The sequence below is a fragment of the Macrococcus epidermidis genome (assembly GCF_003259695.1).
Taxonomy (GTDB): Bacteria; Bacillota; Bacilli; order Staphylococcales; family Staphylococcaceae; genus Macrococcoides; species Macrococcoides epidermidis.
Map to the genome: position 1 here is coordinate 549,499 of NZ_PZJH01000001.1, position 25,496 is coordinate 574,994.

The 25,496-nt window shown below is 32.6% G+C and carries 26 protein-coding genes and 1 riboswitch; of the genes, 22 read left to right on the plus strand and 4 right to left on the minus strand.

What is annotated here, in order from left to right:
- Positions 1-67 precede the first annotated feature (67 nt).
- Both BHU61_RS02890 and pulA read right to left on the minus strand, forming a co-directional pair.
- Entirely contained in the window at positions 68-1,717 is a 1,650-nt protein-coding gene (locus tag BHU61_RS02890) for a phospho-sugar mutase (protein ID WP_111714528.1), read from the minus strand.
- Between the two features lie 85 nt (positions 1,718-1,802).
- Positions 1,803-3,878 carry a type I pullulanase gene (gene pulA / locus BHU61_RS02895; protein ID WP_111714529.1) on the minus strand — a complete coding sequence of 692 codons (2,076 nt, stop codon included), beginning with the start codon at positions 3,876-3,878 and terminating at the stop codon, positions 1,803-1,805.
- A gap of 257 nt (positions 3,879-4,135) precedes the next feature.
- Between pulA and glgB the strand changes: the two genes are divergently transcribed.
- From glgB to tenA, 8 genes are all read left to right on the plus strand, one after another.
- Complete coding sequence (glgB, locus tag BHU61_RS02900) at positions 4,136-6,055, plus strand: 1,4-alpha-glucan branching protein GlgB (RefSeq protein WP_111714530.1); 1,920 nt, start codon at positions 4,136-4,138, stop codon at positions 6,053-6,055.
- A 60-nt stretch (positions 6,056-6,115) separates the two neighbouring features.
- Entirely contained in the window at positions 6,116-7,264 is a 1,149-nt protein-coding gene (locus BHU61_RS02905; protein WP_111714531.1) for a glucose-1-phosphate adenylyltransferase, read from the plus strand.
- A complete protein-coding gene (glgD, locus tag BHU61_RS02910; protein WP_111714532.1) occupies positions 7,264-8,367 on the plus strand; it encodes a glucose-1-phosphate adenylyltransferase subunit GlgD in 1,104 nt (367 codons plus the stop codon). Before BHU61_RS02905 ends, glgD begins: the two co-directional genes overlap by 1 nt.
- A gap of 20 nt (positions 8,368-8,387) precedes the next feature.
- Positions 8,388-9,788, plus strand: a complete 1,401-nt coding sequence (locus tag BHU61_RS02915) for a glycogen synthase (RefSeq protein ID WP_170122437.1) — start codon at positions 8,388-8,390, stop codon at positions 9,786-9,788.
- A gap of 10 nt (positions 9,789-9,798) precedes the next feature.
- Complete coding sequence (locus tag BHU61_RS02920; RefSeq protein WP_111714534.1) at positions 9,799-12,204, plus strand: glycogen/starch/alpha-glucan phosphorylase; 2,406 nt, start codon at positions 9,799-9,801, stop codon at positions 12,202-12,204.
- 364 nt (positions 12,205-12,568) lie between these two features.
- Positions 12,569-12,868 (plus strand): hypothetical protein, encoded by a 300-nt coding sequence (locus tag BHU61_RS02930; RefSeq protein WP_379883778.1) that lies wholly within the window; start codon positions 12,569-12,571, stop codon positions 12,866-12,868.
- A gap of 106 nt (positions 12,869-12,974) precedes the next feature.
- Positions 12,975-13,730: a 3-oxoacyl-ACP reductase FabG gene (gene fabG, locus BHU61_RS02935; RefSeq protein ID WP_111714537.1), complete on the plus strand. Its 756-nt coding sequence runs from the start codon at positions 12,975-12,977 to the stop codon at positions 13,728-13,730.
- 38 nt (positions 13,731-13,768) lie between these two features.
- Positions 13,769-13,866: riboswitch (TPP riboswitch) on the plus strand.
- 36 nt (positions 13,867-13,902) lie between these two features.
- Complete coding sequence (tenA, locus tag BHU61_RS02940) at positions 13,903-14,577, plus strand: thiaminase II (protein WP_111714538.1); 675 nt, start codon at positions 13,903-13,905, stop codon at positions 14,575-14,577.
- Positions 14,578-14,598: 21 nt separating this feature from the next.
- Here tenA and BHU61_RS02945 read toward each other — a convergent pair whose 3' ends face one another.
- Positions 14,599-15,810, minus strand: coding sequence for an esterase/lipase family protein (locus BHU61_RS02945; protein WP_111714539.1), 1,212 nt, complete (start codon positions 15,808-15,810; stop codon positions 14,599-14,601).
- Between the two features lie 145 nt (positions 15,811-15,955).
- On the opposite strand from BHU61_RS02945, the gene BHU61_RS02950 reads away from it, so the two are divergent.
- From BHU61_RS02950 to BHU61_RS03015, 14 genes are all read left to right on the plus strand, one after another.
- Entirely contained in the window at positions 15,956-16,132 is a 177-nt protein-coding gene (locus BHU61_RS02950; protein ID WP_111714540.1) for a MerR family DNA-binding transcriptional regulator, read from the plus strand.
- Between the two features lie 35 nt (positions 16,133-16,167).
- Entirely contained in the window at positions 16,168-16,689 is a 522-nt protein-coding gene (locus BHU61_RS02955) for a TipAS antibiotic-recognition domain-containing protein (protein WP_111714541.1), read from the plus strand.
- A gap of 161 nt (positions 16,690-16,850) precedes the next feature.
- Entirely contained in the window at positions 16,851-17,879 is a 1,029-nt protein-coding gene (locus tag BHU61_RS02960; protein WP_111714542.1) for a S66 family peptidase, read from the plus strand.
- Positions 17,880-17,983: 104 nt separating this feature from the next.
- Positions 17,984-18,406, plus strand: coding sequence for a GNAT family N-acetyltransferase (locus tag BHU61_RS02965; RefSeq protein ID WP_111714543.1), 423 nt, complete (start codon positions 17,984-17,986; stop codon positions 18,404-18,406).
- A 149-nt stretch (positions 18,407-18,555) separates the two neighbouring features.
- On the plus strand, positions 18,556-19,107 hold the full coding sequence (locus tag BHU61_RS02970; RefSeq protein WP_111714544.1) for a GNAT family N-acetyltransferase: 552 nt from the start codon (positions 18,556-18,558) through the stop codon (positions 19,105-19,107).
- A 4-nt stretch (positions 19,108-19,111) separates the two neighbouring features.
- A complete protein-coding gene (locus BHU61_RS02975; RefSeq protein WP_111714545.1) occupies positions 19,112-19,993 on the plus strand; it encodes an alpha/beta fold hydrolase in 882 nt (293 codons plus the stop codon).
- Positions 19,990-20,484 carry a GNAT family N-acetyltransferase gene (locus tag BHU61_RS02980; protein WP_111714546.1) on the plus strand — a complete coding sequence of 165 codons (495 nt, stop codon included), beginning with the start codon at positions 19,990-19,992 and terminating at the stop codon, positions 20,482-20,484. Before BHU61_RS02975 ends, BHU61_RS02980 begins: the two co-directional genes overlap by 4 nt.
- A gap of 8 nt (positions 20,485-20,492) precedes the next feature.
- Positions 20,493-20,972 carry a GNAT family N-acetyltransferase gene (locus BHU61_RS02985; RefSeq protein WP_111714547.1) on the plus strand — a complete coding sequence of 160 codons (480 nt, stop codon included), beginning with the start codon at positions 20,493-20,495 and terminating at the stop codon, positions 20,970-20,972.
- A 73-nt stretch (positions 20,973-21,045) separates the two neighbouring features.
- Positions 21,046-21,915 carry a metallophosphoesterase family protein gene (locus BHU61_RS02990; RefSeq protein ID WP_111714548.1) on the plus strand — a complete coding sequence of 290 codons (870 nt, stop codon included), beginning with the start codon at positions 21,046-21,048 and terminating at the stop codon, positions 21,913-21,915.
- A gap of 5 nt (positions 21,916-21,920) precedes the next feature.
- Complete coding sequence (locus tag BHU61_RS02995; RefSeq protein ID WP_111714549.1) at positions 21,921-22,256, plus strand: hypothetical protein; 336 nt, start codon at positions 21,921-21,923, stop codon at positions 22,254-22,256.
- A gap of 15 nt (positions 22,257-22,271) precedes the next feature.
- The gene (locus BHU61_RS03000) at positions 22,272-22,772 is read left to right on the plus strand and encodes a GNAT family N-acetyltransferase (protein ID WP_111714550.1); all 501 of its coding nucleotides are present in this window, start codon (positions 22,272-22,274) and stop codon (positions 22,770-22,772) included.
- Positions 22,773-22,795: 23 nt separating this feature from the next.
- Positions 22,796-23,068, plus strand: a complete 273-nt coding sequence (locus BHU61_RS03005; protein WP_111714551.1) for a hypothetical protein — start codon at positions 22,796-22,798, stop codon at positions 23,066-23,068.
- 21 nt (positions 23,069-23,089) lie between these two features.
- Positions 23,090-23,587, plus strand: a complete 498-nt coding sequence (locus tag BHU61_RS03010; protein WP_111714552.1) for a GNAT family N-acetyltransferase — start codon at positions 23,090-23,092, stop codon at positions 23,585-23,587.
- Positions 23,588-23,705: 118 nt separating this feature from the next.
- Positions 23,706-23,897: a GNAT family N-acetyltransferase gene (locus BHU61_RS03015; RefSeq protein ID WP_170122438.1), complete on the plus strand. Its 192-nt coding sequence runs from the start codon at positions 23,706-23,708 to the stop codon at positions 23,895-23,897.
- Between the two features lie 373 nt (positions 23,898-24,270).
- On the opposite strand, the gene BHU61_RS03020 is transcribed toward BHU61_RS03015, so the two are convergent.
- A complete protein-coding gene (locus BHU61_RS03020) occupies positions 24,271-25,491 on the minus strand; it encodes an MFS transporter (protein WP_111714554.1) in 1,221 nt (406 codons plus the stop codon).
- Between the last annotated feature and the right edge of the window lie 5 nt (positions 25,492-25,496).

The window sequence follows — 25,496 nt, forward strand, 5'->3', positions numbered from 1 at the left end:
ATTAGTTTTGTTCGGTTTTTGCTTGTGGCAGAACACTACTGTCCCAGCCTCTTTATTTTTAAATGTATTACTTATCAAATATTTCATTGTTAATTTTTTCAGCAATGGTATCAATCTCGTCTGTAATCATTGATACATATAATTTAATTTTAGGTTCAGTTCCAGATGGGCGTAGTGCAATCCATCCTTCTTCAAAGTAGAACTTTAATACATTTGCTGGCGGTAATTCTAATTTCGTGATACCTTCTGCGGTAGTGCTTGTCTGCGCTAAGAAATCTTCAGTTTTAATCACTTTATATCCAGCAATTTCAGAAGGTATATTTTGTCTGTTTTCACTCATGATTGTATCAATCTTGCCTTTACCTTCTTGGCCTTCAAATGTATGTGAGAATAATTTTTCCTGATAGTTGCCATATTTAGCATATATCTCACTCATTGCATCAACAATTGTTTTACCTTCATTTTTTAGTTCGCTCGCATGTTTAATAATCAATGGAACGATTTGTACTGCATCTTTATCACGTACGAAAGGTCCAGCCATATATCCGTAACTTTCTTCATATCCAAAGATATAATTATAATCTTTATTTGCTTCAAAAGAAGCAATTTTTTCTGCGATAAATTTAAAGCCAGTCAACACATCAAACATTTTCACATTATTTTGTTCTGCAATGACTTTACCTAATTCACTTGTCACAATAGACTTTACTGCTGCACGATTTTTAGTGTCTTGTGTTGATTGAATTCTATAATTTAGAAGTAATGCACCAATTTGATTACCATTAAAATAGTGGAATTGTTCATCAACTTGAGCAACAATACCCATTCTATCAGCATCTGGATCCGTCGCAATCAGTAAATCAGCGTTGCTTTTTTTAGCATATTCAATGGCCATATCAAAAGCATCGTGATCTTCCGGGTTTGCAGATTTTACAGAAGAGAAATCTGCATCTGGTACAGCCTGTTCTTTTACGACTTCATATTGTGTGAAGTTCAGTGCATCTAAAATCTCAGGCACGATCGGAACGCTTGTCCCATGTAAACTCGTAAATACAACCTTTAAGTCTGAAGCTGGGATACTTTCAACTAAATTAAATACTTCCTGTTTATATGATTCAATAACGTTTGTTTCTACGTATTCAATTAAACCTTTATTAATTAATTCGTCTTTAGCTTCAGATTGTAAATTGAACACATCATCAATCTTATCAATAAATTCACTTACTTTTGCAGCACCTTCTAATGCTAACTGACCGCCATCCGGCCCATAAATCTTGATACCGTTGTATTCTGGAGGATTATGACTAGCAGTAATCATCACACCTGCATCTGTTTTAAGGTGTCTTACACAGTAAGAAAGTTCAGGCGTCGTATGATAACGATCAAACATGAATGTTTTCACGCCATAACTACCAAGTACGCATGCAATCACATCACAAAATTCAGGCGAAAAATGACGTGTATCATAAGCGATAACGACAGTAGCATCCTTTTTCACCTCATTTAAATATTTTGCAAGCCCTGTAGCAACTTTTTGAACTGTGTATTTATTTAATCGATTCGGACCTAGACCGATTTTCCCACGGATACCTGCTGTACCGAATGCAAGTGCACCGACATAGCCATCTTCTTTTAATGCTTCAGAAGTGGCCGAATAAACTTCTTGTGTAATTAAACTGTTTTCAATATTTGATTCCCATAAATCACGAACTGACATGTGCTTCCATCTCCTTAATAATCATCATATTTTTATTAAAACAGGTAATGATATCGTTTACAATTAATTTCTATTGGACTTTTCCCTATAATTTCTTTTTTAATACAACATATTCAAAAGGACTGAGGTCGTAAAAGTTTTTAATTGCAATGTCCTCATTATAGTTCGAAAGGATGACTTTAAATTCACCCATTCTTGGTAGGTTGACGATGTGATGTAATGGTGTTGGATTAAAAAGTAAAATGAGTTCGGACTTTGAATCAAATAATAAAATACCGAGCAAAGGATGTTCTAATTCAAATGGTATAATGCGTTTATTGATTTTATCGATATTTTTAGATCTAAAAATGCGATGTTCATTTCTAATTTGAATGGCTCTTTTTATCAGATTGATATCTTTTTTGTATTTTATGCGTCGATTCCAGTCAATACGGTTGATGAAGTCACTTAAATTATACGTATTTCCATGGCCATATTTAGTTCTGTAAAATTCCTGGCCGGCATGAAGAAACGGAGTACCCAGTGATAAAATTGTAAAGACGGTTGCTAACTGATGGATCATATTTTTTTCTGCTAAAGATTTGTTACTTGTATAGTTGATGCGATCAAATAATGTATGATTATCATGAACTTCTACATAGTTCACAGTTTGGTTCACAGGTAACTCGCCTTTGCGTCCAATAAATATATTGAACATTTTTTCATAATACCTGCCACCACCATTAAAATATCCTCGATCCATCAAATTAAAGTTATTACCTTTTAATGTATCTCTAAAATAATCATTGAAAAAATGTATCTCTGGAAGTTTATATGCGTTTTCGTGTGTTGTTTTAAGTTCTTTCGGAAGTGCTGTAGCGAGATCCCAGCCTTCACCAAGTAAAAATGCATTTGGATTATCCTGCATGACAACAGATTTAATTTCATGCATAGTATCAATATCAATCGTTCCCATTAAATCAAATCGAAACCCATCAATTTTAAATTCATGGATGTAGTATTTAATCGTATCAACAAAGAACTTACGCATCATTATACGTTCTGTCTTTGTGTCATTACCGACGCCTGTTCCGTTACTTAATATACCGTCCTCATGATATCTAAAGTAATATCCTGGCACGAGTTTATCAAAACTTGAATTCGGCATATAGAATACATGGTTAAATACTACGTCTAAAATGACGCCAATACCTTTTTCATGAAATGCATGGACAACATGTTTTAATTCCTGAATTCTTTTTGCGGCATTAGTAGGTTGTATTGAATAACTGCCATCGATTGTCTGAAAATATTCAGGATCATAGCCCCAGTTATATGCTTTTTCAAATTCCACATCGTCAACACGCGCAAAATCATTGATAGGTAATAATTCTACATGCGTAATACCTAATTGAGTCAAGTAATCAAACCCTGTTGATTCACCTGTTGCAGTCGTTGTATGGGGTTCGACTAATCCAAGTAATTTACCTTTTTTCTCTGGAGAAACCCCACTATTAGGATGCATCGTAAAATCTCTTACATGTACTTCATAAATAAGTGCATCTTTCTGCATTGTTTCAGGTCGTGATAGGTCATTGAAACCGTCGATGTTCGTTTTATTAAAATCGATAACGACAGATTCAGTAGCATTCAATGTCAAACCTTTAGAGTATGGATCATTTACCTGAATCCATTGGTGGTTAATATATGCATCATAATGATAACTTTGGAGATGGTAATTTCCATATAAAGTGATACGGTGTGTACCATCTTTTAATTTCTCCATCGTATGACTCTTATCATTAATATTGAGCTTAATCACTTTTGCAACTGGCGACCACACTGTAAATGTTGTTTTATTGTCACGAACAATTGCACCAAACTCATGTTCACGGGCATCAAACATTTGTTCAAACGTATCCGTTTGGGTAACTTTACCTAAGATTACAGGTATTTTTAACTGTTTGATATGAATAAAAAATTTATCTGAAATATCTATGGGTCTATCTGTTTTAAACTTATAGTAAGAATGATTTTCAAAATGATTCGTTTCAATTAAATCGAGATTATGTACAAATTTATTGCTGACAAGTTGAATCGTCTTAAAATAGTTTTGTGGATTTTCGACTAAATCATAATGTAACGTGATAATCTGAAAATCATCAATATATGCTGTGCTCATAACAACCTCCTGATACGATTATTATATCGAGTTTTTCAGATATTAGTAAATAAAATGATATTATTATTAAAATTATGATGACAGATGTATACTAATAATATATAAGCATTTGTGTTATAAATTTTATTATGGTTAACGCCATACAAGTTAACACGATTGTAATGATTTCTTTGGGTTAATTTACACTAATTGACGTAATATTTACAAAATTATCATATAATAAAAGATAGAGAATAGAAGCGGTAAGGGGTGAGGGCATGATAACAGATTTAGACAAATATTTATTTCACCAGGGAACACACTATCAATCTTATTCGTTTTTAGGTGCACATTATAAACCGGAGACTAAAGAAACGACATTTAGTGTCTGGGCACCAAATGCTTTAGAAGTATCAGTTGCATTAGATGAAAATAATTGGACAGGGAATCATTTTAATCTAACTCGAGTTGAGGATAGTGGTATTTATTCAGGAACGTTCAAAGTACAGGAGAATACCGCATATAAATACAAAATAACACCTCGGAATGGAGAACCGTTTTTAAAATCGGATCCTTATGCATTTTATGCAGAGAAACGACCACTTACAGCTTCAATCGTTCGTGATATTGATTATAATTGGCAGGATGAGCAATGGATGAATAAACGTAAGCAATATAATCATCTATCTTCTCCGATGAATATTTATGAAGTACATCTCGGAACATGGAAAAAGCATAATGTTGAGCGAACACCAGAAGATACGATAGATACTTATACCGATAAAACGCACTTTTCATATATTGAAATGGCAGAAAAGCTCGTTCCATATTTAGTTAAAATGGGTTATACACATGTTGAACTGATGCCGATAACTGAACATCCTTTTGATTTAAGCTGGGGCTATCAGGTAACTGGATATTATGCACCGACTTCAAGATTTGGCACACCTCAGGATTTTAAATATTTTATCGATCAATGTCACCAGCATAATATCGGTGTCATTCTTGATTGGGTACCCGCACACTTTTGTAAGGATGAACATGGATTACGCATGTTTGATGGTACACCATTATTTGAATATCAGGATATGTACCGCGCTGAAAAGCGTAGTTGGGGCACATTAACTTTTGATTTTGGTCGTACAGAAGTTCAGAGCTTTTTAATTTCAAATGCTATTTTCTGGTTGACGGAATATCATATTGATGGTTTAAGAGTTGATGCAGTGCATAGTATGACAGACCTCAATTTTGAGAACCATGAAGATCATGAAAAGATTTATAACGATGAAGGAACAAATGAACATAAAGAAGCGGTAGCTTTTATAAAGAAATTAAATGATGAAATCCATAAAGCTGTACCACATGCAATTATGATAGCAGAAGATTCTTCAGATATTACGTCTATTACAACACCAGTTAAAGATGGCGGATTTGGGTTTGATTATAAATGGGATCTCGGATTTATGCATGACACATTAGATTATTTAAAAGTAGCTCCGGAAGACAGACAAAGCCATCATAATCATCTCAATTTTCCGATGATGTATCGATATAATGAACATTATATATTGCCTTTTTCACATGATGAAGTTGTTCATGGTAAATTATCAATGCTTGATAAAATGCCAGGTGACGAATGGAGAAAGTTTGCACAATATAGATTATTGTATGGCTATCAATTGACACAACCAGGAAAGAAACTAAATTTTATGGGTAGTGAAATAGGAATGTATGCTGAATGGAAAGATAAAGAACAAGTTGACTGGTTCCTGCTCGATTATCCGGTACATAGCGGCTTACAACGTTTCATAAAAGATTTTAATAAATTGTATTTAAGAGAAAAAGCATTATTTGAACAGGATTATAGTCACGATGGTTTCCAATGGATTGATGCAGATAATAATGAGCAGCGATTATTAAGTTATATCCGTCGAGCAAAAGATGGTACTGAACTCATCGTACTATTAAATTTCTCACCTGAAGTGTATTATGATTTCAAAGTTGGTGTGTCACAACCAGGAAAATATCGTGAGTTATTTAATTCAGATGCTAAGCAATATGGCGGATCAAATCAGATAATATCAAAATATTTATTTAGTAATCCAAACCCTATGCATGGTTTAAATCATTCGATACAAGGGAAAATACCACCATTAGGTTTTGTTATTTATAAGAAAGTTAAAGAGCGAAAAAATTAATCTAAGTAAAGGATTTTTTGCAAGAAAACTATAAATAATTTAAGAATAGGGGATTTCAAAATGGCTAAAGAAATTGTTGGTATGTTATTAGCAGGTGGTAAAGGTACAAGGTTAGGTCAATTAACAAAAAATGTGGCAAAACCAGCAGTACCTTTCGGGGGGAAATATAGAATCATTGATTTTACATTAAGTAATTTAACGAACTCAAATATTAATACAGTAGGTGTACTCGTGCAATATGCACCTTTAATGTTAAATCGCCATATTGGTATGGGTAAACCTTGGTCTCTTGATAAACTTGATGGTGGCGTTACAGTTCTTGCACCGTTTGCTAATCAGACTGGTGCTTCATGGTTTGAAGGAACAGCTGATGCAATTACAAAAAATATTCATTTTATCGATCAATATGATCCGGAATATTTATTAATATTATCAGGAGATCATATTTATCAAATGGACTATCAGGCAATGCTTGATCATCATAAAGAAAAGAATGCAGACGCGACGATTTCTGTAATCGAAGTACCTTTTGAAGAAGCAAGTCGATTCGGTATTTTAAACACGGAAGATGATCTTAAAATTTATGAGTTTGATGAGAAACCAGCAGTTCCTAAAAATAATCTAGCTTCTATGGGCATTTATATCTTTAACTGGAAAGTATTACGTGAATATTTAGTTGAAGATGAAAAAGATACACAATCTGAACATGATTTCGGGAATGATATCATTCCAAAAATGTTAGCGGATAATAAATTATTATATGCTTATCGTTTTGATGGATACTGGAAAGATGTAGGGACAATTCAGTCTTATTGGGAAGCTAATATGGATTTATTAAATGAAGATTTATCTGAATTATTAAATAGTAAAACATGGCCAACATTTTCTCATGAAGCTAATTTACCACCTCAATTTATCGGTAGTGAGGCTAATATAACTGATTCATTAATTTGTCCTGGATCTTTTATCTTTGGTCACGTTGAACACTCCGTTTTATTTAGTGAAGTAACGGTTGGTAATGGTACTTTCATTAAAGACTCTATTATTCACCCTAAAACAGTAATCGGTGAAAACTGTAAAATTGATAAGGCGATTATCATGGATAAAATAAATATTCCTGATGGCACTGTAATAGATGGCAATACTAGTGAAGAACCAATTGTAGTTGGACCAGATAATTTAAGCAAGTTCACAGGGGGTACGAAATAATGAGATCATTAATGGGATTAATCAATATCGAAAATGAACATGATTTTTTAGAAGAATTAACTTATTTTAGAAATGGTGCAAGTGTTCCATTTGCAGGACGTTATCGTCTTGTAGATTTTAGTTTATCGAATATGGTAAATAGCGGTGCAAATGAAGTTGCTCTATTTGTTAATCAGAAATATCGTTCATTAATGGATCATCTGGAAAATGGTGATAACTTTGGATTAGATGATAGACAATCTCGTTTATTCGTTTTACCTCCTGATTGGCATGATCCGACAGATATTTCTCGTGGTGACTTGCGTCATTTCCATAATAACCGTGATTTCTTTACAAGATCAAAAGCAACAGATGTTATTATTTCAGGGTCACAATTTATTGCCAATACGGATTATAAAGAAGCTTTTAAACATCATATTGAAAGTGATGCTGATATTACACTGATTACAGAACAAAAAGAGCACTTGGAAGAAATGCATCAACCATTGTTACGCGTCAATACAGATGGCGATCGTGTTACATTTTTAAATCATGATCAGGAAAATCATCATATTTTTACAGGTACTTATATCGTGAAGAAAGATAAATTGTTTGAAATTATGGATTTCTGTATTCAAAATTATAAAGATAGTTTCTTTGTTCAAGGTATTCAGGAACGTATGCATGAATTAAATATTATGTTTTTTGATATTGAAGAGACAACGATGTATATCAATTCTTTAAAAGCATTTTACAAGTGTAATCTTGATATTTTAGATCCTGATAAATATAAGAAAATATTTATGAAAGAAAACCGTATCAAAACTAAGATTTCTAATCAACCACCTACAAAGTATAAAGATGGCTGTATCGTTAAAAATTCAACTGTTGCTAACGGGTGTGTGATTGAAGGCCATGTTGAAAATAGTATCTTATATCGTGGTGTAGAAGTTGAAAAAGGTGCAGTGATTAAAAATTCAATTATAATGACAAATTGCTGCATTCATAAAGATGCTTACATTGAAAATGTAATACTTGATAAGGATGTTACGGTTAATGAACATCAAAAGTTAATTGGATCGACAGATAAACCATTTGTAGTTGCCAAACGACAAACAATTTAACAGAAAGTTGGAAGATAATAATGAAAAAAGTATTGTTTGTGGCCTCAGAATGTACACCATTCTTTAAATCTGGAGGACTTGCCGATGTAATTGGTAGTCTTCCAAAATATTTAAATCAAACGAATCAATGTGAAGTTCGTGTCATTTTACCGATGTATGCAAGCTTGAAAAAAGAGTATCGAGATATGCTAGAAGAAGAAATGGTTTACCAGACACCTGTTGGCTGGCGTTTTCAATATACACGTATCTTATCTTTAGAATTAGAAGGCATTAAGTATTACTTTGTTGATAATTTACAGTATTTCGGTCGTGATGGTATGTATGGATATGAAGATGACTGTGAAAGATTTGTATTCTTTTCAAATGCAGTAATAGAATTTATGTATCGCAGTGATTATAAACCTGATGTATTACACGGACATGACTGGCAAGCAGGTGCAGCTGTAGCAATTTGTAACATTAAACGACCGGTAGAAGGTATTAAGACTGTCTTTACCATCCATAATATTAAATATCAAGGTTTGCTGATGTACGACGCTTTTGAAGATGTGTTTAACTTAGATAGAACACATTTTGCAGGCTTTGAATGGAACGGCATGTTAAATTTACTTAAAGCTGGTATCTTCCATGCAGATAAGATTACAACGGTTTCTCCAAGCTATGCTGATGAAATAAAGACACCTTATTACGGAGAAGGTTTAGAAGATTTGCTGAATATGCGTCACCATGATTTAATAGGTATTGTGAATGGCATTGATGTTGATGATTATCATTCAATGAAAGATCCGTCAATACCGGTTAATTTCAAAAGTTCAATTCCTAAAAAACAAGAGAATAAGACAATTTTACAAGAGAAAATTAATTTACCAGTCAATAAAGATATCCCTATGTACGCGGTTATTACAAGAATGGTTGAACAAAAGGGACTCGATCTTGTTATGCGTATATTAGAAGAATTTGTTCAGCAAGATGTTCAAATTGTTATTTTAGGTAATGGTGATTATCGATATGAACAATATTTCCATTATTTAAGCGATAAGTATCCTGATAAGGTGAGTTTACATCTTGGATTTAATGAAGCATTTTCAAGAGAAATTTATGCTGCAAGTGATTTCTTTATTATGCCATCATTATTCGAACCATGTGGGTTAAGTCAGTTGATAGCACTTCAGTATAAATCAATACCAATCGTTAGAGAAACAGGTGGATTAAAAGATACTGTTATGCCATTTAATTATGTGACACATGAGGGTACTGGTTTAAGTTTCGCTAATTATAATGCACATGAATTACTGGACCGCTTATATGCTTCATTAGCAATCTATAGAAATAAAGAAGAGTACAAATCATTAATTAAGAATATTGCCAAAGTAAATCATAGCTGGGATGCTTCAGCTCAAAAATATATAGAGATCTATTAAGGAGACTTCAATGAAAACTTATTCAAAAACAGAATTCCGTGAACGCCTGGAGATGAAATTAACGAACAAAAGAAATACAACATTAGAAGATACGACAGATACAGATTTATTCTATGCGATTTGTTCAATTTTAAAAGATGAAATCAACCAAGCGAGTGTTGAAACGAAAAAAACTAATATAGAAAGAAAAAAACGTCAAATCAACTATTTATCTATGGAATTTTTAATTGGTCGTTTAATTGAAAGTAACTTACTAAATGCAGGATTGTTAGATGTTTGTAACGAAGTATTAACTGAATTAGGAAGAGATCCTAAAAAAGTATATAGTGAAGAAAATGATGCTGGACTTGGTAATGGTGGATTAGGACGACTTGCAGCCTGTTTCTTAGATTCTATCGCGAGTCTTGGTTATTTAGGTAATGGTTTCGGTATTCGTTATCGTTATGGATTATTTGAGCAACGCATCGTCAATGGTACGCAAATTGAATTACCAGATAACTGGTTACAAGAAGTATATCCTTGGGAAACACGTAAAATAGATGAAGCGGTGCATGTTAACTTCGGTGGTGAAGTATCAAGTGAAGTCGATGAGCATGGTAATTTTAAATTCACGTATCACAATCAGGAAACAGTATTAGCTGTCCCATATGATGTGGGTGTAGTGGGATATGACAATGACGTTGTGAACCAGTTAAGATTGTGGAGCGCTGAATTACCATCAAACATCATCGATCATGGCAATTATAAAAATAGATTAGAACATATGCAGAATGTTGAACGTATCTCAGGATTCTTATATCCGGATGATTCGACTGAAGAAGGTCGTTTCCTGCGTCTAAAACAACAATATTTCTTAGTATCATCAACGATTCAGACATTAATTAAGCAATTTAAAGAAAAATATGATTTACCTGTGACGCAGTTCCATGAATATCATTGTATTCAAATTAATGATACGCATCCTACTTTCGGTATCCCTGAACTCATGCGTATTCTAATGGATGAAGAAGGATTAGGTTGGGATGAAGCCTGGTCGATTGTTACTAAGACATTTGCTTATACCAACCATACAATCATGCAGGAAGCATTAGAAAAATGGCCAGTAAGTCAAGTTCAAAAGGTAAATCCAAGAATCTTTATGATTATTAATGAAATTAATGAAAGATTCTGTCGTGAAGTATATGAGAAACATCCAGAAATGCGCGATAAAATAGCTGATTTAGCAGTAATTAGTAATGATGTCGTGCATATGAGTAAGTTAGCTATCGTGGGTTCGTTCTCAGTAAATGGTGTTGCAGCACTTCATTCTGAAATTATTAAAGATCATACATTTAATGATTTCTATAAGATACAACCTGAAAAATTCAATAATAAAACAAATGGTATTACGCACCGTCGTTGGTTAATGACAGCAAACCCTGGTTTAACACATTTGATCAATGAAGCAATAGGTGATGCTTGGCATAAATCACCACAGGAATTAACACAGTTAATGCGTTATTATAATGATGAATCATTCTTAAATAAATTAGCTGATGTAAAGTTAGAGAATAAGCGCGTATTAAAAGAAGTGATCTATCAAAAGACTGGTATCGAAGTTGATGAAAATTCAGTATTTGATGTACAGGTTAAACGCCTGCACGAATATAAACGTCAATTGCTGAATGTATTACACATTATTTATCTATATAATGAAATTAAACGCAAGCCATCAATTAAAATACAGCCAAGAACATTTATCTTTGGCGCGAAGGCCGCACCAAGTTATCATATTGCAAAAGAAATTATTAAGTTAATTCATTCTGTAGCACAAGTAGTCAATAATGATGCTGATGTAGATAACAGAATTAAAGTAGTATTTTTAGAAAACTATAATGTAACACTTGCAGAAGATATTATGCCAGCTGCTGAAATCTCTGAACAAATCTCTACAGCATCTATGGAAGCATCTGGTACTGGTAATATGAAGATGATGATGAATGGTGCTGTGACACTTGGAACGATGGATGGAGCAAACGTTGAAATCGCTGAATTAGTAGGTAAGGAAAATATCTTTATCTTTGGATTAAGTTCAGAAGAAGTGATTAACTACCAGAACAATGGTGGATATCAGGCGGAAGCTATCTATCAAACAGATGGACGTGTTAAAGGTGCGATGGATGCACTTAAAAACGAACAGTTTGGACGAGACTTTGCATTTAACGATTTATATTATCATGTACTTACAAATAATGATCCATATTTCTTATTAAAAGACTTTAATTCTTATGTAGATATTCACTTAACTGCGATGGCAACATATCAGGATAAGAAGAAATGGAATCAAATGAGCTTGATGAATATTCTGAAATCAGGGCAATTCTCAAGTGATAGAACAATCCAGCAATATGCAACTGATATCTGGAAATTAGTATAGTAAGTTTTTGACCAATCCCGAGTGAAGGGTTGGTCTTTTTTTATTTGCTGGCAGAGATTTAGCGGAATTGAAGGTATGAAGAGTGAGATACCGCTAAAGGTAGTGAGTAATAGCGGAATCGAAGGTATGAAGAGTGAGATACCGCTAAAGGTAGTGAGTAATAGCGGAATCGAGGGTATTAAGAGTGAGATTCCGCTAAAGGTATAGAGTAATAGCGGCATCGAAGGTATGAAGAGTGAGATACCGCTAAAAGTATAGAGTAATAGCGGAATCACTAACTAAAATACACAATATCGCTATTACTTTCGCTATAAATCTATTCTCTGATAATATATAATATAAATAAATGGAAGGAGTGGATAAATTGACTAAACATATCTTGAGTGTCAATGCATCGATGTCTTTATATCGATCAACTTTAGTACCAGGTAAATTAAATTTATATGATAACGTCATAACTTTTGAAGCACAGGGTCCCTTGTCAGGAACTGAAGTAAAGGATACTTTTTTATTAGATGAAATTAAGAGTATCAAAAGCGGTATCTCAACAGTCCCATTCCGTATCGCGATAATGGAAAAAAACGGTGAATCGTGGCTGTTTGATCAGGTGAATCGAAAGGAAGCAAAAGCATTTGTAGAAGCATATAAAGCAACTGTTGGATAATTATCTGATGGTTTTATCTTGTGTTTAACATTCTTAAAGCATCTCTCCTTTCTTACATGTATTATTTTATGATACATGTTATATTTAAGGAAAAGGAGGAGATCAAATGTTTAATTTATCTAATCAAATTGCATTAGTTACTGGTGGAGCAAATGGTATTGGTCGTGGTATTGTAGAAGCTTTATATCAGGCTGGGGCATTCGTAATTATCGCTGACATTGATGAGGAGAATGGTCAAAAAGCATCAGAGGATGTGCAAGGTCAATTTATTAAATTAGATGTAACTGATCAGCATCGTTGTAAAGCAATCATCAAAGAAATTATTGATGAGCATGGTAAATTGGATATATTATGTTCAAATACAGGGATTTTTCCACAGGTGATGATTGAAGACATGACTGAGGAAGATTGGGACAAGACACTTAATATTAACTTAAAAGGGATGTTTAATATAACGCAACAAGCATTATTAGCGATGAAAGAAAAGGGTTATGGTCGTGTCATTCTTACATCTTCTGTGACCGGTCCAATTACGGGTTACCCAGGATGGGCACATTATGGTGCATCAAAAGCGGGTCAGTTAGGCTTTATGAGAAGTGCTGCATTAGAATATGCAAAGTATGGTATTACTATCAATGCAATTCAACCCGGTAATATATTAACAGCAGGCTTAAAAGCACAAGGTGAAAATTACTTAGAAGGAACTAAAGCGATTGTGCCAACGCATGAACTCGGTGAACCGATAGATATCGGATATGCTGCAGTGTTCTTTGCATCAAAAGAAACTAAATATATTACGGGTCAAAGTATTGTAGTAGACGGAGGACAAATACTTCCAGAGGAGCCAAGCGGCATTTTGTAATTTGTTAAAACATTGTTATACTTATAGTAAATACTATACTTATACACTAGGGGTGCACAATTTGTGCTGAGAGGAAAATTCCGACCCTTTGAACCTGATGGTTAACACCAGCGTAGGGAAGTGGGATGATACCTATACCTTACGTGTATAGGTATTTTTTAGGAGGATTAATATGTTTACAGAACGAATTTGGAAAAGAGTAGAACCAATTTGGAGTTCTTATTTAGAGCATTCTTTTGTGAAAGGTTTAGGAGATGGGACACTTTCAAATGAAAAGTTCCAGCATTGGTTGAAACAAGATTATGTCTATTTGATTGAATATGCAAAATTAATGGCAATTGGAAGTGCGAAATCAAGAGATTTATCTACAATGAGTACATTTGCTAATTTATTGCATGGTACATTATTCATGGAGATGGATTTACATCGTAAGTTTGCAGCATCATATGGCATATCTTCTGATGAACTTGAAGCAACTGACTCTGCTGCTACAAACACTGCTTATACGAGTTATATGCTAAATCATGCACAAAGAGGCGGTGCAGAACATGTAGTTGCATGTCTACTTGCATGTGCATGGAGTTATAATTTTATTGGAAAGTCTTTAGCGGAAAAAGGTGGATTATCACAATCAAACCCTTATCATGCGTGGGTAGAAACTTATTCTGGAGAAGAATTTACTGATTTAACAAACGATGCAATTAGATTGATGGATGAGTTAACTGAAGGTAAACCTGAAGCGGAATTAGCAGAGCTAGAAGAAATTATCGTAAAAACAAGCTATTATGAATATATGTTCTGGGACATGTGTGAAAATCTTGAGACATGGAATATCCCACAAGAATAAACCTAGGAATGACCTAGGTTTTTATTTTTCAAATAAAACGAGTTCTTTAACGAGTGTCCGATAGAAATCAATTAATTCTCCTGGCGTATGAAGTAAATTTGTCATATTGCCGCCAATCTGATCCATATGATCCCAGCCATACATTCTAGGTACAACATGCCATACACCACGATCTATCATCACCTTTTTGTTGTAAGATTTAGGTTCGGTGAATGGACCTTCAGCAGAAATTGCTGGGACAAGTCCATCATTTTCCCACCATTCTGGTGTTCCTGATATTGTACTGATCATACCCGTAAGATAGAAAGGGGCAAACATCCCAACATTTGCAATTTGATATTTCGTGAAGAAACTTTTATGTGTAGCAACAGTCGAATAACTTTTATATCGAATGTTGGGATTGATTGAAAGCTTGTTATTGATTTCCTCTGAGCCTTTTAATGTTAAGTCATAAAAGCCGTTATCAGTAGTCTGCCAAAGCTTATTCGCTCTAACACGTTTAATGTATGCAAAGTAACTTTCACCTTTTTGTTGACGTAACCCCCATTGACCAAAGCCCCAGTCTACTTTAAAGCTTGCTAAACCTTCGTTCTCAACAAGACGATAAAAGAATGATTTAATCAAATTCTTATTACCTAATCGATCTGCAATATATGTTCCATTATGAGGTGTGCCAATTGTCGTAATTGTATTGATCATATTATCTTGTCCACCTATAAATAGAGGAGCAACTTTTAAATGGTGGGCGTTTGCATAGGCTACTTCTTCAGGACGACCAAAACGTAACATATGCTCTAATATACGAATTGTCTGTCCGCCCATACTATGACCTATGAAATGCACTTTTTTACCTGGCTGCCAATCTGGAAAAATGCCCTCATATGTCTTACCGAAACGATGATGCCCAAATTTCTTACTATGAAAAGCACCATAGTCTACACGACCACCTTTTATATAATAATATAATTCAACAGCGCGGTCATAACTCGAGGTCATAGAACCTATGCTCGCTTCATAAATATTATAGCCTTCAATATTTAATGTAGAAGTTATATTAACTTTTAAACCACCCCAATAAGGCATTAACCCATGCGGTGTATTGTCCCTTGCAAATCCTGCAAAACCATGGACTAAAATAATCGGCTCTTTGTTAATTTTTAAATCATTGTCTGCGACTTTCTCAGGTAGAATCGGTGCACGTTCTGTAAGTAGTGTTGTAAGACGTTTACGCATAATCAAAGCTCCTTGAACAAAATAAGATCTTAATAAAATGTTTAATATATTATATCACTTCAAAATATTTATATCAGAAACTAAATTTATATATTGACCATGACGTAACGTTATTGTTTAAAGTAATATTGTGAGGAGGTAGGATATGAATATTAAAAAAGTATCTGAATTAACAGGTGTAAGCATAAGAACTTTGCATTACTATGATGAAATCGCATTACTATGTCCAAATAAAAAGGATAACGGATATCGTGAATATAATGATTTAGATTTAGACAGGCTTCAACACATAATGCTCTATCGCAAAATAATCTATCACTAAATGAAATCAAAGCCCTTTTAAAGAACAATGCAAATATGATAGATGTCCTTACAGATCAACGAACAAGACTGGAAGCGCAACAACAACAGATTCATTCAATGATTACACTAATCGACCAAACAATAAAAAGAAAAAAAGAGGGTAAGAAGATGACACCTGAAGAAAAATTTAAAGGCATTAATTTTAACGATAACCAGTATGAACAAGAAGCTCGAAAGAAGTATGGGGATAAGGCAGTAAATATATCACAAAAGAAAATTAACCAGCTTTCAGATGATGGTAAAGATCAACTTTCACAGGAATGGATAGATATATTCGTGACATTTAATCAATTAAAAGATAAACCTATTGAAGACCAAACAGTCTTGCAGCATACTGAAAAATTTTATCACTTTCTAAATAAAAATTTTGGAACTTATTCACGAGATGCCTTTTATGGATTAGGTGATATGTATATAATTGATGACCGATTTACTAATAACATCAATCAGTATGGCGAAGGACTTGCGGAATATATGAGTGAAGCAATGAAATATTATGCTACGATAAATTCTTAAAACAGCGCATTAGCTGTTTTTATTTTGAATAAATTTAACTATGCAAAATAATTATTATACGTTAAAAATAAAGTCCTTAGTAATAAATTTTTACAAAGACTTTTAAAAATTCAGAATTTAATATAAAATGTTATTAACAAATATGAAAAATAGGTGACATGATGATAAAACCAGAAAAAATAAAAAAAGGTGATACAATCGCCATTGTATCTTTATCTAGTGGCATGGCCGGCGAGGATGATTTCATATGGAGAACGAAGCAGGGTTTAGAAAGACTTGAATCTGTATTTGGATTAAAATATAAAGTAATGCCAAATGCATTAAAAGGTTCAGAATATTTATATGCACATCCTGAAAAAAGGGCAGAAGACTTCAATCAGGCAGTGTTAGATCCAGAAGTTAAAGCAATTATTTGTACAATAGGCGGTACCGAATCAGTGCGTATTATGCCGTATATAGATGTAGAAGCGTTTAAACAAAATCCCAAAATTTTTATGGGCTATTCTGATACGACAGTACAACATCTTTATTTCTATCAGCATGGTATAACAACGTATTATGGCCCCGCACTACTTACTGACTTTGCTGAAAATGTAAAGATGGATGAATATACAATCAGTCAAATATTAAATTTACTTTTTACTGATAATCCAGTTGGACGTATTTATACTTCAGAAACTGTGCGTAAATTTGGATTGTTATGGGATGAGATTGCCAAAGATTTTGAACGAGAAAATTTACTAAATACAGGGTACGAAGTGATTAATGGCGTAGGTAAAGTTCAAGGACACTTAATAGGTGGCTGTGTTGAATCGTTAAATCATATACAAGGAACGAAATACTTTCCCGAATTATCAGCATTTAAAGATGCGATTCTATTCCTTGAAACATCAGAAAGACACACACATCCTGAAGTGTTAGAGCAATATATCAGAACGTATGCAGTGATGGGAATCTTTAAAATAATCAATGGGATGATTATCGGTAGACCACAAGATGGGGTTTATTATGAAGAAATTAAAGCAGTCTTTCAAAAGATACTTAAAGAAAACGACAGAGAAGATTTACCGGTATTTTATAATGCAAGCTTTGGCCATAATGAACCGAAAGGGATATTACCTTATGGTGCTCAGGCTGAACTCGATACTTACAATAAGACGTTTACAATATTAGAAAATGCAGTAGATTAACCAGCGCTGGCTGGTTATTTTTTTAACTAATATTATTGATTCATTCTTTTGAAAAATCTGATAATAATATATCATTAATATAATATGTTAAGTAGGTGATGATTATGAGTAGCATACAATATACATCTCAAATCAAACAAGATGAGTATCAACAATTAGTAGCGGTCTATCATAGTGTCGGATGGATGGGACATGATTTAAATAAAGTTGAACAAATATATAATAATAGCTCACATTATATGATTGCGAAAGACAATGAAACAGTAATTGGATTTGCGAGGGCATTATCTGATGGCGTATTTAATGCAGCAATTTATGATGTTGTTGTACATCCGAATTATCAAGGACAAGGTATTGCTCGAAATCTCGTGCAGCAATTATTAGATCAATTTGAATCATTATCGTGTATCCATTTGATATCAACAACAGGAAATGAAGCGTTCTATAATAAGTTGGGTTTTAAAAAACTAACAACAGCAATGGCAGTGTATCATAAACCACAATTGGAAGCAGAATATACAGAATAAAGTTAAATTGATAAAAATTTGGTGAGTAAACGAACATACGAGATAAAAAAATCAAAATTATTCGCTAGCTCGAGAGCAAACGAACAATCGTAAATAAAAAAACTAAAATAGTACGCTTGTTCAAAAAATTAATAAACCCGGAGGTCAATATGTCTAATAAAGTATCTATCATTTTACCAAATAAAAAATTTATTGCTGATTTATATTATTGGTTATTTGAAGATGAAGTACAAGAATCTGCCAAATGGAATGGAACTTATTATGCGAGACCAACAACGGAGCTAACAAAAGAGAAATATATGAACAAGCCATTGAATATAGAATATGTCTATCAAGGTATTCCGAAATCAATGTATATCATCCACGAAGGACAATTTCTTGGGACTCTTCATGCAAATTGGGTGAGTGAAGAAACAAATTGGATGGAGATAGGAATCGTCATTTTCAATCCTGAATATTGGAGTGGAGGTTATGGTACTTCTGCATTCCAGCAATGGGTTGATTATATCTTTAATCATAGTGATTTACACCGTATCGGGATATCAACATGGTCTGGGAATGTTCGTATGATGAAATTAGCTGAAAAAGTAGGAATGATAGAAGAAGCCAGAATTCGTGATGCCAGAATAGTTGATGGACAGTATTATGATGCAATTAAAATGGGCATGCTGAGAAGTGAGTGGGAAGATAAAAAGAGGTGATAATATGTTACAAGGTGAACATATCATAAATATTAATCAATGTAATCATTGGGTAAAAATTATTGGAGATTATCAAAATCAAATCCCTTTAATTATCGTTCATGGTGGTCCAGGAGGTAATCATTATACATTCGAGCGTACTTCTGGTCTAGAACTTGAGCAAAAAATGCCTATTATATATTATGAACAACGCCACTGTGGTAGAAGTGATAAAGTTGATGATATTAGTACTATTCATATTAAACAGTTAGTTAATGATTTAGAGTCATTAAGAATCGAACTAGAAATTGATCAGTTTAATATACATGGTTATTCATTTGGAGGTGAGTTGGCATTACACTATGCTGTGACCCACCCACAACATATTCTTAAAATAATATTAGAATCTCCGTCATTAATTACATTATCCATCAGTAATTTAGTTCAACTTTCTGGTTTCTTATCAGTCTTTAATGATGGAAATAGGAAATTAATAAATGATTACTTACAAAACCACGATATCTATCAATCTATACAATATGCCTGGTCAATTGCTAGTGTTGAAGAAACAGATCAACTGCTATTTCATAAATCTAATTATGCTATTCTAAATCGTAAGTTGTGGGAAGAAAGTGGTTTAGTTAATGATGGGATATTCTATAATGAAATTGTGAAATCGTTAAATAGTGAAAATCTACTTGAACAAATCACATCTCTCGATATTCCTACGTTAATCATTACTGGAATATTTGATAAGAATACTGGTATAGCAACAACAGAATTAATACAATCGAAGTTAAAAAATTACCAGGTTGAATACTTTAAAGAAAGTGCTCATTTTCCGGATATTGAGGAAACAACATTGTTTGTAAAAACGATTAAACACTTTTTGGGAGGTTCAAAATGATCATAAGACATGCGACAATTAATGACGCTGAACAATTAATGAATTTAATAGCACATGTAGAATCGACATCTGACTTTATGTTAATGGAACCGGGAGAGCGTAATAATAGTGTGGAGAAACAAACGAAAATGATTGAGCATTTTAATAATCAATCTAATAGCACATTATTAGTTGCTGATAATGATGGATTATGTGGTTATCTCATCGCGATAGGCAATACTTCATTTCGAAATAAACATTCAGCGTATTTAGTAATAGGCGTACATCAAGAAGTCAGAGGGCAAGGTGTTGGGACTTTGTTATTTGAAGCGGTTGAACAGTGGGCTAAAACTGTCGGTATAACGAGATTAGAATTAACAGTCGTAACAGAGAATGAAGCAGGCATTAAATTATATCAGAAAAGTGGATTTGAAATAGAAGGCACAAAACGAAAATCACTTAAAATTAATGAGAAATTTTATGATGAATATTATATGAGTAAATTATTGTAGGTGAATCTATGGTTCCACAGATGAGATTAAGATTAAGATTATTAAATATTGATAAAGATATAAAATATGCTGAAAAATGGTATAACAATCGGAGAGTATTACTTGGTTCAGAAGGTATAAAAGTCTCAGGTTATAACGAGTTGACAATTAGAAGAATGTACAATGATTTAAATGCTAAAGGTACTGTGTTTATCATCGAAATACTGGATAAACATTGGAAACCCATTGGAGATATAACACTTTCACCAACTACTGTACCCATAATTATTGGTGAAGATAAATATGTTGGTAAAGGGATAGCTAAACGTGCCATGAAGTTACTCTTAAAAATTGCAAAGTATAATGACTATAAAGAAATAAAAGTAAGTAAAGTTTTTGATTATAATATAAATTCACAAAAGTTATTTGAAAGTCTGGGATTTGAAAAAAGTGAATTAATAACAGGTAGTAAAGGTGAAATATATTTTCGATATCATTTGAAATTGTGAATATATGATAATTAATTGAGATATTATATTTTTTGTTTTGAAATTTTAAGACATGAGAAAGAGAGAATGAATTATGAAAAAAATCGGACTTATTTCAGACATACACGGTAATACTACTGCTGCTAGAGAAGTGATAGAAGATGCTAAAAGAAATGGCGTAGATGAATTTTGGTTTCTAGGTGATTTATTTATGCCTGGCCCGGGAACTTCAGATTTGTTAGATTTACTACTTGATTCGAATACAACAACTTTTGTAAAAGGAAATTGGGATGGGTGCTTTACAAGTGTTATTGAAGAATACGACACAATTAATTACGACGATCCGGAAGAAATATTTATCTTTATGTTAGTGAAGTATGTATTTGATAATATAAGTGAAGATCAAATAAACTTTATGTTCAATTTACCAATGACAGTTGAAAAAGAAGTATATGGCGTAAAATTTCATCTGTCACATAATTTACCGAATAAATTTAATGGTGGAGATTTAGTGGTAGAAGCACCTTCAGAAAACTTTGCAAAATTGTTTGAACATACTGATGCTAAAGTTGCTATATACGGTCATATTCACCAACCTGTCATGAGACAAATAGGTATTGGGGATGAAAGAAAGATAATCAATCCTGGTGCGGTTTCTACAACCAAAGGAAAAGAGTCGAATTATGCAATCTTAAATGTCGAAGAAAACGGTAATTGGTCTGTGGAATATAGACACATTGTACATAATTATGATGAAGTATTAAATGAATCAAGAATAAAAATGATTCCATACTTCGATTTATACGAAGACACAATGCTCACACATGTAATACATACACATAATGCAGAAGGTATACACCAAAATAATATGAAGTATAACTATGCGGAGATAATAAAAGAATGGTTAGAAGATGAGGATAATAAGCGAAAGTTTGACGCGATCAAGTTAATGAGAAAGGAATAAGAAAATTGAAATATTATATATATCCCGTATGTGGATACGATAAAATAGATGAACCTCCATATGGAATTGGTGGTAGTCCATCTTATAACATTTGTTCATGTTGTGGATTTGAATATGGATATAGTGAGGATTTTGAAGTCGAACACAAAGCCATTGTCTTACCCAAAAGTCAATTAAACTGGGCATTTCAACAATATTTAAAGCAATGGGTTAATGATGGATGTAAAGTTTTTGAGGAAGAAGATTTTACAAATGAAGAAGTAGAAAACGGTATATTGAAGAAAGAAATTTTCGAAGAACAATTAAAAAGAATTGATATTAATATTGATGATGTTTTATAAAAAAGGAGATCAATTATGTTAGAAACAGAACGATTACTGATTAAAACACCGACACTTGAAGATATACCTGAATTATTCGCAGTTCATAATAATCCCGCTAATCAACTATATAATCCGAAAGGTCCTGATACTGATATTGAGGATTTTAAGAATGGTATAAAAGAATGGATAAAACACCATGAACAACATGGTTTTGGATATTATGCAATAATAGATAAAGAAGACCAAAAAATATTTGGCGCATGTGGATTAAAATTTAAAACAATTCTTGATAATACTTATTTAAATATATACTACCGTATTAATTCAGATAAAACACGTAAAGGTTTTGTAAAAGAAGCGGCGAATGAAATCATTAAACACGTAAATCAAATAACTGAAGGTAAGTATAAACTTGTTGCACAAACACAATATAATAATATTGCATCAATTAAAACTGCCGAATCATTAGGTTTTGAAATGGACTCATCTTTTGATGACGTGTTAGAGAAAGGTAATGTATTTTTGTTTAGATAAAAATAATTTAAGGAGGAGTATGTATGGATGATGAGGTAATTTTATTAAATTGGATTGAAGATTTTTTAAAACAAAACACCAGTATCAGTATTTTTGTGAAATATTATAGAGATATCTTCGATTTCCTAATTAGTGAAGAAGAAATAGAAGAACGAAGATATTATTTGTATAAAGAATTACATGAATACCTAGAATGTTATGATTTTATAAGTAATACAATTGATGAATATTATTATTTAGATGAAAATGATGTACGTGTGAAAGTATCAGAAATGTATTCGAGAATTCTTAACTGATTATAATAGGAGATTAATAAGATGGAATTTAGAAGACTGACGATTAATGATGAAACATTATTTATGGAATATTTTAATGCTTGGGGAGAAGAACAGGAAAGTATTGTACCATCTGCTACAAACTTTAAACGATATAAATCTTTTCAAGACTTTATCAATAATTTAGAAGAACGTGAAAGATCATATGAAGTATTAAATTCTACATTATTTTTAATTGAGGATGGTAAAATCATAGGTTCTTCTAATGTACGTCATTACTTAAATGAGTTTTTAATGAATTATGGTGGCCATGTTGGTTATGGAGTTAGACCTGACTTGAGAGGTCAAGGTTATGCGTCAAAGATTCTAAATGAGTCCTTAAAATTTTTGAAATCTTTGAATGTAGAAAAAGCACTTATTACATGTGATGAAGAAAATATTGCGAGTAGAAAAGTAATATTAAACAATGGTGGTGTACAAGATCAATCGTATATAAGAGAAGATAGTGGCGTAACGAATAGATTTTGGATTGAAATATAATATCCTTTTAAGATTTAGTATTACTTTATGCATATATAACGTATTATCTGTTTACTATTATTAAGGTCTAAATACAACTCACCTTTATAATTTTTGATAAAATAATAATGATTTGTTTGTGCAATCAAATCATCGTTCAAGTGGAGCAGGTAAGAAATTAATTGAAAAATCATTTGAATACGTAAAAGAAAATAATGCAAGATATGTATGTTTAGAAACTGGTGAAGATAACGTGAAAGCACAAGGGTTATATGAAAAAATGGGTATGTCAGTAGATTATGAAGTATTGCATTACTCAAGCGTATTTTAATATATTTGTACTTATAAGCTATCCATTGTAAAATGTAAATGAAAAGAGGAGTGCGGTAATACTCCTCCTGTAGATCCGTTTATACGGTGACCAGCCTAAGTTATTTTTTTGCTCAATAACCACTCAGCTATGTCCAGCTTATGAGTGGTTATTTTTTGTCTTTGTCATTTAGTCTAATAATGAGCGGTATAATGATTGCAAACATCATCAACATTATACTCAATAACTCAAAATCAGTCATGTTATCCTTTTCAGGAGAAACACCTAACAAACAAAATCAAAGGCATCACCCCCTAGGGCTAGCCACCACTATAAACTTATCTACAAATACTATTTTAAAGAGTAAATAAAATAATTAGAACTGATGTTCTGGTTATTTTGTTATTTTTATACCAAAGTCAGTACTCGCAATATACTTTATTTCTTTCTGATTGCGAAGTGTTGGAATCAATAACCAGAGTAATGAAAGTGCAAAATAACATATGCCAGACAATGAAATAAGTTGTATAGCACTTACATACTCCAATAGTATACCAGCAAGTATTGAACCTAAGGGTAACCCTAATATACCTACACTATTAGAGACAGAACTAACTCTCGCTAAATATTCATTCGGAATAATACTTTGGTTAACAGAAACGAGTAGAATATTAGCAATTCCAACAATAATCCAACTTATACAGTAAAAAATTAAATAGAATGGTAAAGAAATGAAAAATCCGGTCAGTATAGTTAACCCAGCTGTTACAAATAGAAATATCATTAATTTCCCGAGTGGTTTAGACTTAAATTGACCTGCTATAAAAGTTGAGAGTATCATACCAATACTCATTGTTGCTAAAAATAGACCATAATAGACTGGATTTTCAATTTCATGAGCTAATGTAGGTAACGCACCGTAAACGATACCAATACCAATATTCACAGAAAAAGCACCAATAATAAATATCCAAATGAATGATGATGCTACTATTCTAATGCCAGAGTGTAATGATTTGAAATAATTAAACTTTGTATTATCATATATTTTTGTTTGTTTAACCATTGGTATCTGAAAATATGAAAGTGCAGCAAATAAGAATAACATGGCACTAATCAAATAGAAGGTATCAGCACTCATTGTGATAAACAACCCAGCTATTACAGTATTTAAAACGATATCTAAGGTATTATTCGCAAACGTCATCTGTGCATTTCCTTTTACCAATTCTTCTTTAGATAACAATTGTGGTACGAGTTTATTACTAATTGGATATGACATTTCACCACATAACATTGAAAGAACTACTAATATAATGATTAATAGCCAGTGATTGTTCTGATTCATCACAAAAATACCTAATATCATCATTAAGATTGATTGTGAACACTGAGAGAAAATTAATATTCTTTTTACATTAAAGTGATCTATTATTGGTCCATATAATAATTGAATGAATTTCACCGCTAACATTGCAGATGTTGTAAAACCTGATATCAATGGACTTTGTGTAATTTCAAATATATAAAGTGATGAAATAATAAAATATATACTATCTGCTGCATTTGTAAAAATTCGTCCTATTAATAATCGATGAAAAGGACTTAAAGTCATTGAAT

Coding starts and splice junctions, on each gene's coding strand:
- BHU61_RS03010 (WP_111714552.1), top strand. CDS start 23,090: ATGGAATTTAGAAGACTGACGATTAATGATGAAACATTATTTATGGAA.
- BHU61_RS03005 (WP_111714551.1), top strand. CDS start 22,796: ATGGATGATGAGGTAATTTTATTAAATTGGATTGAAGATTTTTTAAAA.
- BHU61_RS02990 (WP_111714548.1), top strand. CDS start 21,046: ATGAAAAAAATCGGACTTATTTCAGACATACACGGTAATACTACTGCT.
- tenA (WP_111714538.1), top strand. CDS start 13,903: ATGTTTACAGAACGAATTTGGAAAAGAGTAGAACCAATTTGGAGTTCT.
- BHU61_RS02960 (WP_111714542.1), top strand. CDS start 16,851: ATGATAAAACCAGAAAAAATAAAAAAAGGTGATACAATCGCCATTGTA.
- BHU61_RS02890 (WP_111714528.1), bottom strand. CDS start 1,717: ATGTCAGTTCGTGATTTATGGGAATCAAATATTGAAAACAGTTTAATT.
- glgB (WP_111714530.1), top strand. CDS start 4,136: ATGATAACAGATTTAGACAAATATTTATTTCACCAGGGAACACACTAT.
- BHU61_RS03020 (WP_111714554.1), bottom strand. CDS start 25,491: ATGACTTTAAGTCCTTTTCATCGATTATTAATAGGACGAATTTTTACA.
- pulA (WP_111714529.1), bottom strand. CDS start 3,878: ATGAGCACAGCATATATTGATGATTTTCAGATTATCACGTTACATTAT.
- BHU61_RS02985 (WP_111714547.1), top strand. CDS start 20,493: ATGGTTCCACAGATGAGATTAAGATTAAGATTATTAAATATTGATAAA.
- BHU61_RS02975 (WP_111714545.1), top strand. CDS start 19,112: ATGTTACAAGGTGAACATATCATAAATATTAATCAATGTAATCATTGG.
- BHU61_RS02955 (WP_111714541.1), top strand. CDS start 16,168: ATGATAGATGTCCTTACAGATCAACGAACAAGACTGGAAGCGCAACAA.
- fabG (WP_111714537.1), top strand. CDS start 12,975: ATGTTTAATTTATCTAATCAAATTGCATTAGTTACTGGTGGAGCAAAT.
- glgD (WP_111714532.1), top strand. CDS start 7,264: ATGAGATCATTAATGGGATTAATCAATATCGAAAATGAACATGATTTT.
- BHU61_RS02945 (WP_111714539.1), bottom strand. CDS start 15,810: ATGCGTAAACGTCTTACAACACTACTTACAGAACGTGCACCGATTCTA.
- BHU61_RS02920 (WP_111714534.1), top strand. CDS start 9,799: ATGAAAACTTATTCAAAAACAGAATTCCGTGAACGCCTGGAGATGAAA.
- BHU61_RS03000 (WP_111714550.1), top strand. CDS start 22,272: ATGTTAGAAACAGAACGATTACTGATTAAAACACCGACACTTGAAGAT.
- BHU61_RS02980 (WP_111714546.1), top strand. CDS start 19,990: ATGATCATAAGACATGCGACAATTAATGACGCTGAACAATTAATGAAT.
- BHU61_RS02970 (WP_111714544.1), top strand. CDS start 18,556: ATGTCTAATAAAGTATCTATCATTTTACCAAATAAAAAATTTATTGCT.
- BHU61_RS02905 (WP_111714531.1), top strand. CDS start 6,116: ATGGCTAAAGAAATTGTTGGTATGTTATTAGCAGGTGGTAAAGGTACA.
- BHU61_RS02915 (WP_170122437.1), top strand. CDS start 8,388: ATGAAAAAAGTATTGTTTGTGGCCTCAGAATGTACACCATTCTTTAAA.
- BHU61_RS02950 (WP_111714540.1), top strand. CDS start 15,956: ATGAATATTAAAAAAGTATCTGAATTAACAGGTGTAAGCATAAGAACT.
- BHU61_RS02965 (WP_111714543.1), top strand. CDS start 17,984: ATGAGTAGCATACAATATACATCTCAAATCAAACAAGATGAGTATCAA.